Source organism: Spongiibacter pelagi (assembly GCF_014705705.1).
In the GTDB taxonomy this organism is placed as follows: Bacteria; Pseudomonadota; Gammaproteobacteria; order Pseudomonadales; family Spongiibacteraceae; genus Spongiibacter; species Spongiibacter pelagi.
Window position 1 is genome coordinate 1 of sequence record NZ_JACXLD010000027.1, and the last position, 6106, is coordinate 6106.

Consider the following 6106-nt stretch of genomic DNA (forward strand, 5'->3'; position numbering starts at 1 on the left):
GGGATGTTGTTTTACCGATTGTTGCAGCAGGCTGTTGCAACTGAACCGGTGACTTACGAGAACGTCGTTGTGAGGAAGGCTAAGGAGGAATAAATGAGAGGTGGAGCTAAATGGATACCCCTTTTAAATAAACAGTAGTTGGCAAATTCGAACAATACAACCCCAAAAAGAAAAAAAGCTACCGATCAGTAGCTTTAAGAGTACTCCCTAAGCAGGTAACGTACCGATCATTCCCACTCAATCGTGGCAGGCGGTTTACTAGATACATCGTACGCCACGCGGGAAACGCGGGAGATTTCATTGATAATGCGGTTAGAGACGGTTTCCAGCAGTTCGTAGGGCAAGTGCGCCCAACGTGCGGTCATAAAGTCGATGGTTTCTACCGCGCGTAGGCTAACCACGTATTCATAGCGGCGGGCATCGCCAACCACACCCACCGATTTAACTGGCAGAAATACGGCAAAAGCTTGGCTGGTTTTGTGGTACCAATCCGCCTTGTGCAATTCTTCAATAAAGATCGCATCGGCCTCGCGCAGAATATCGGCATATTCTTTTTTCACTTCACCCAGAATACGCACCCCAAGACCGGGACCGGGGAATGGGTGACGGTAGACCATGTCGTAAGGCAGGCCCAGTTCCAGACCAATCTTGCGCACTTCATCTTTGAATAGCTCGCGCAGTGGCTCTACCAAGTCCATCGCCATATCGTCGGGCAGACCGCCAACGTTATGGTGGGATTTAATGACGTGAGCTTTACCGGTTTTGGCCGCTGCAGACTCGATAACATCTGGATAGATTGTGCCCTGTGCCAAAAATGGTACGTCTTTAAGTTTGGCGGCCTCGGCATCAAACACTTCAATAAAGGTATTACCAATAACTTTGCGTTTTTGCTCAGGATCAGCAATCCCTTCCAGCTTGCCCATAAACAACGCTTGGGCATCGGCACGGATTACGCGAACGCCCATATTGTTGGCGAACATTTCCATGACCTGATCGCCTTCGTTCTTGCGCAGCAGGCCATTATCTACAAACACACAGGTCAGTTGATCGCCAATCGCACGGTGCAACAGTGCGGCAACCACCGAGCTATCAACACCGCCCGAAAGTCCCAACAAAACTTTCTGATCACCCACTTGTTCCTGCACCCGAGCAATCGCGTCAGAAATAATATTTGCGGGCGTCCACAGAGCATCACAACCACAGAGCTTATGAACAAAATGTTCGAAAATACGCTTGCCCTGCAGGGTATGAGTCACTTCTGGGTGGAACTGCACACCGTAAAACTTCTTGGCTTCACATTGCATTGCCGCAATTGGGCAGGATGGCGTTGATGCCAGAATTTCAAAATTCTCTGGCAGTTTCACCACCTTATCGCCGTGACTCATCCACACATCAAGCAGAGCCGCACCGCTATCATCCAGATGATCGGCAATATCAGCGGTCAATTCGCCTTTGGCTTCCAGCTTAATCTGAGCATAGCCAAACTCGTGAACCGGAGAACCTTCAACTTTGCCGCCCAACTGCTCGGCCATGGTTTGCATGCCGTAGCAAATACCCAACACCGGCAAACCCATCTCAAACACCAATTGCGGTGCACGCGGTGAACCCGCCTGTGTTACCGACTCAGGGCCACCGGCAAGAATAAAACCCGAAGGTTTGAATTCGTGAATATCTTCTTCACTGATATCAAAGGCGCGAATCTCACAATACACACCAATTTCGCGAATTCGACGAGCGATAAGCTGGGTGTATTGGGAGCCGAAATCAAGGATCAGAATACGGTGGGCGTGGATATCAGTAGACACAGTTTTCTCGCTAATCGTGGATTGGGGCTTTGATTACTTACTAAACCAAGGGGTCTCTGAATTAACGTCACGAGCGAAACAATATTTGCTTGTCGCCGGAGCACAGAAAGCGGAATTTATATGCTAATAAATGAGCATTTCGAGCACCGCCGACAGCAAAGATTGTGAGCGCAGTAGTTAATTCAAGACACCAATCAGGTTGGATAGTTTGGCGCTTCCTTGGTGATACTCACATCATGCACATGACTCTCGTGCATACCTGCCGCTGTCACTCGAACAAACTGGGGTTTGCTGCGCATGGTTTCAATATCAACACTGCCGGTATAACCCATGGCACTGCGAAGACCGCCCATCAATTGGTGCACAATGGCTGCCAAGGGGCCTTTATAAGGAACACGACCTTCGATGCCTTCTGGCACCAATTTCTCGGCACCGTCTTCGGCGCTTTGGAAATAACGATCGCTGGAGCCCTGGGTTTTGGTCATGGCGCCTAATGAGCCCATGCCGCGGTAAGATTTGTAAGTCCGGCCTTGATACAGCTCAACCTCGCCGGGCGCTTCTTCAGTACCAGCAAACATAGAGCCCATCATAATAGCGCTGGCACCCGCCGCGATGGCTTTAGACAAGTCACCACTGAAACGAATACCACCATCAGCAATCAGGGGCAGACCGCTGTCTTTCAGCGCCGCCGCAACATTGGCGATAGCACTGATTTGCGGTACACCGATACCGGTTACGATGCGCGTGGTACAAATAGAACCGGGGCCAATACCGACTTTCACCGCATCGGCACCGGCTTCCAGCAGGGCCAAGGCCGCTTCTGCGGTCGCAATATTACCGCCGATCACGTCAACTTGTGGGTAATTCTGCTTAATCCAAGCCACCCGTTTAAGTACGTTCATGGAATGACCGTGGGCAGTATCAACAACTAATAAATCGACACCCGCCTCAACCAGCGCTGCAACGCGATCATCGGTATCGGGGCTGGTACCGACTGAGGCCGCAACCCGCAGTTGACCAGAGCTATCTTTACACGCCATGGGATAGGTCTGGGCGTTGTTCATATCTTTAACGGTGATCATACCGGTAAGCTTGCCCAGCTCGTTGACCACCAAGACTTTCTCAATGCGATGACGGTGCAGCAATTCGCGGGCAACCGACATATCGGCACCTTCGGGTACCGTAACCAGCTTGTCTTTGGGGGTCATGATGCTGGAAACCGGCACGCCCAATTCTTCTTGGAAACGCACATCGCGGCTGGTGACGATACCCACCAGATCGCCCTTATCCATCACCGGCACACCGGAGATTTTATGGCGACGACGCAGCTCAAACAGCTCGCTGACCGGCGCGCTGGCATCAATAGTGATGGGGTCTTTAACAACACCGCTCTCATGCTTTTTCACAGCCCGCACTTCCTGCGCTTGCTGCTCAATGGTCATGCTTTTATGAATAACGCCAATACCGCCCTCTTGCGCCAATGCAATGGCTAAACGGCTTTCAGTAACCGTATCCATGGCAGCGGACATCAGGGGAATATTCAGATAAATATTGCGAGTTAACTGCGTGCGCAGGCTCACATCTTTGGCGGTAACTTCAGAATAACCGGGAAGGAGCAGGACATCGTCAAACGTCAATGCTTCCTGAGAGACTCGTAACATAGGTCGATCCAGTGCCGTTGGCTAGAATCCGGGCAATTTTAAGTGAACTCAGTAGCTTAGTAAACAAGTGAGCGGCGGATGTAACCGTGTTTTTTAACAAGTAACACCCGGTTTTCAGTAGCAACTGATACAATCCGCGCCATGCTTGAAGCCACTACTCAAAACCAGACCCTGTCCGTCTCCCAGCTCAACCGCATGGCACGCGGACTGCTGGAAGATTGTTTCACCAATATTGCGGTCACCGGGGAGATTTCGACCCTGTCTCGCCCCTCTTCCGGCCACTGGTATTTCACCCTAAAAGACGCTCAAGCCCAAATTCGCTGCGCCTTCTTTCGCAATAAAAATATGCGTTGCCGGATTCAACCAGAACAAGGGCAGCAAGTTGTAGTACGCGGCCAAGTCAGCTTGTATGAAGGCCGTGGCGACTATCAACTCATCGTCGATCAGCTCGAACCGGCAGGCAGTGGCGCGCTAGCGGCCGCTTTTGAAAAATTAAAGCAAGAACTGCAGGCCGCCGGCTGGTTCGAGCAGCAATATAAAAAGCCCTTACCAGAGACCATTAAACATATCGCCGTGGTGACGTCCCCTACTGGCGCCGCGTTGCAGGATATTCAAGCAGTATTGAAGCGGCGCTGGCCAGCCATGCGCATCAGTGTGCTGCCGGTGCTGGTTCAAGGCGAGCAAGCGGCAGGGCAAATCGTAAATGCTATCGAACAGGCCAACCACTGGGCCAGTACCCAGCAACAGGACTTTGATGTAGTTCTGCTCAGCCGGGGTGGCGGCTCACTTGAAGACCTGTGGCCGTTCAATGAAAAGCCCGTAGCCGAAGCGATCTTTCGCTCCCAGCTGCCGATTGTTAGCGCGGTGGGCCACGAAGTGGATTTCACGATCAGCGATTTTGTCGCCGATGTTCGCGCGCCAACCCCCTCAGCGGCGGCGGAATTACTCAGCCCAGATCAGGCTGAACTGATTTCTCGCCTGCAACTGGCCAGCGGCAGACTTAAACAAGCCAGCCAACGCCAACTTTTATTAGCTCGACAAAAAGTTCTGCAATTGCAACAACGCTTGCGCGATCCTCGCCGCCAATTGCAACAGCAAAGCCAGCGCTTGGATGAACTGGAGTTGCGACTACGCGCCTCGGTTAAATCACAGCAGCGCCAACGCCTGCAACGTTACCAACATCTTGCAACCCGTTTAGCGCTGCAAAGCCCGCAACGTCAGCTTGATGAAAAACGAAAAGCACTGCGACTACTTGAAGAACGACTCAAAAAAAGCTGGCCGACAAAATATACCGAACAACAACAGCGGCTCACCTACCTGCTCAAACAATTGCAGGCTTTAGGGCCGCAGCAAACCCTGAGCCGGGGTTACTCTATTTTGCAAAACGAACAAGGTCAGGTCATAAGCTCTGCCCAGCAACTCGAAAAAGGTCAACGCCTCAAAGCCACTCTGGCCAAGGGCGAAACTACAGTTCGCGTTGACAACTAAATTACAAATCACAATATCTGCGCAGCTGTAAAAAATAGTTAGAAAACCCTACTGCCCTTTGCTAGCATTCCATGTTTTTAGTGAAAACATAATTATAATTGGTACGCGTTATGTCTCGACATCTCCCTGCCCGCCTCGGCCTGCGGGTATTCTGTTTTACCCTGATTGCTTTACTCAGCGCCTGCGGCGGCTCAAGTGGTAGCTCAAGCAGCACCAATAACCAGCAAACTGGCCCCATGACCGGCGGCGGCACAGCGGAAAGCAAAACTTTTTTTGACCAAACCCTTACCGCTGCCGATGGTGAAGATATTGCCTTTACCGTATTCGTGCCCGAAAACCCCAATGGCAAAGCCCTGCCTCTGGTCATTCACGGCCATGGCTTTGGTCTCAGTCGCCTGAAAGATATGGAAAATCCAGATCCTATAAACGGCTTTGTACAAAATGCTGAGATCACCGCACAAATAGCCAAGCGCGCTTGGCTGGAAGCCGGTTTTTACGTCATCAGCTTCGACCAGCGCGGCTTTGGCGACAGTACCGGCAGCATCACCGTTATGGATCCGGAAATTGATTGCCGCAACGTTTCCCAGATCATCGACTGGGCAGAAACTAATCTGGCAAATCTTGGCCGCCGTAATAACGATCCGGTGATTGGCTCTATCGGCCTTTCATACGGTGGCGGTTTTCAAACCGTCTGCGGCAGCGCCGACAAACGCTTTGACGCCTTGGTTCCACTGGCGACATGGAGTCATCTGCCCTATAGCCTGTACCCCAACGAGACGCCCAAAAGTTTGTGGCTGGATATTCTGGGAGTGGTTTCAGCGGGAAATCTCGAACCCTATTTAATCACTGCCTTTTTAGAAGCCACCACCACTGGCGACATAAACCAAGACGCACTTGAACGCCTCGCTGGTAATGGCCCGCGCTCCTTCTGCCAGAAACAAATGGGACGCACTCCGGCAAGCGCCGATGCCTTGTTTATACAAAGCGCCAATGACGTGCTTTTTAATATGAACGAAGGCGTAGAGAACTATGTTATTGAGCTATAATTTCCTTACACATTAGGGTTATATAGAATCAATAACTTAGAGACAATCAGAGATGCGTCTAATAAGAGCCTCCGAAGACTTTAAACTTCACAACCAGTCCTACGAA

General features: G+C 51.2%; 4 protein-coding genes. 2 read left to right on the forward strand and 2 right to left on the reverse strand.

Annotated elements, in window-relative coordinates; all coding sequences use genetic code 11:
* Nucleotides 1-227 precede the first annotated feature (227 nt).
* Both guaA and guaB read right to left on the reverse strand, forming a co-directional pair.
* Nucleotides 228-1805: a glutamine-hydrolyzing GMP synthase gene (guaA, locus tag IB286_RS15095; RefSeq protein WP_190766978.1), complete on the reverse strand. Its 1578-nt coding sequence runs from the start codon at nucleotides 1803-1805 to the stop codon at nucleotides 228-230.
* Between the two features lie 194 nt (nucleotides 1806-1999).
* Entirely contained in the window at nucleotides 2000-3466 is a 1467-nt protein-coding gene (gene guaB / locus IB286_RS15100) for an IMP dehydrogenase (RefSeq protein WP_190766980.1), read from the reverse strand.
* Nucleotides 3467-3607: 141 nt separating this feature from the next.
* On the opposite strand from guaB, the gene xseA reads away from it, so the two are divergent.
* Together xseA and IB286_RS15110 are read left to right on the forward strand one after the other, a co-directional pair.
* Nucleotides 3608-4954: an exodeoxyribonuclease VII large subunit gene (gene xseA, locus IB286_RS15105; RefSeq protein ID WP_190766982.1), complete on the forward strand. Its 1347-nt coding sequence runs from the start codon at nucleotides 3608-3610 to the stop codon at nucleotides 4952-4954.
* Between the two features lie 110 nt (nucleotides 4955-5064).
* Complete coding sequence (locus tag IB286_RS15110) at nucleotides 5065-6000, forward strand: alpha/beta hydrolase (protein WP_190766983.1); 936 nt, start codon at nucleotides 5065-5067, stop codon at nucleotides 5998-6000.
* Nucleotides 6001-6106 lie beyond the last annotated feature (106 nt).

What these genes read in the sequence shown, in the direction of transcription:
- guaB (WP_190766980.1), bottom strand. Translation starts at nt 3,466, where the DNA reads ATGTTACGAGTCTCTCAGGAAGCATTGACGTTTGACGATGTCCTGCTC.
- xseA (WP_190766982.1), top strand. Translation starts at nt 3,608, where the DNA reads ATGCTTGAAGCCACTACTCAAAACCAGACCCTGTCCGTCTCCCAGCTC.
- IB286_RS15110 (WP_190766983.1), top strand. Translation starts at nt 5,065, where the DNA reads ATGTCTCGACATCTCCCTGCCCGCCTCGGCCTGCGGGTATTCTGTTTT.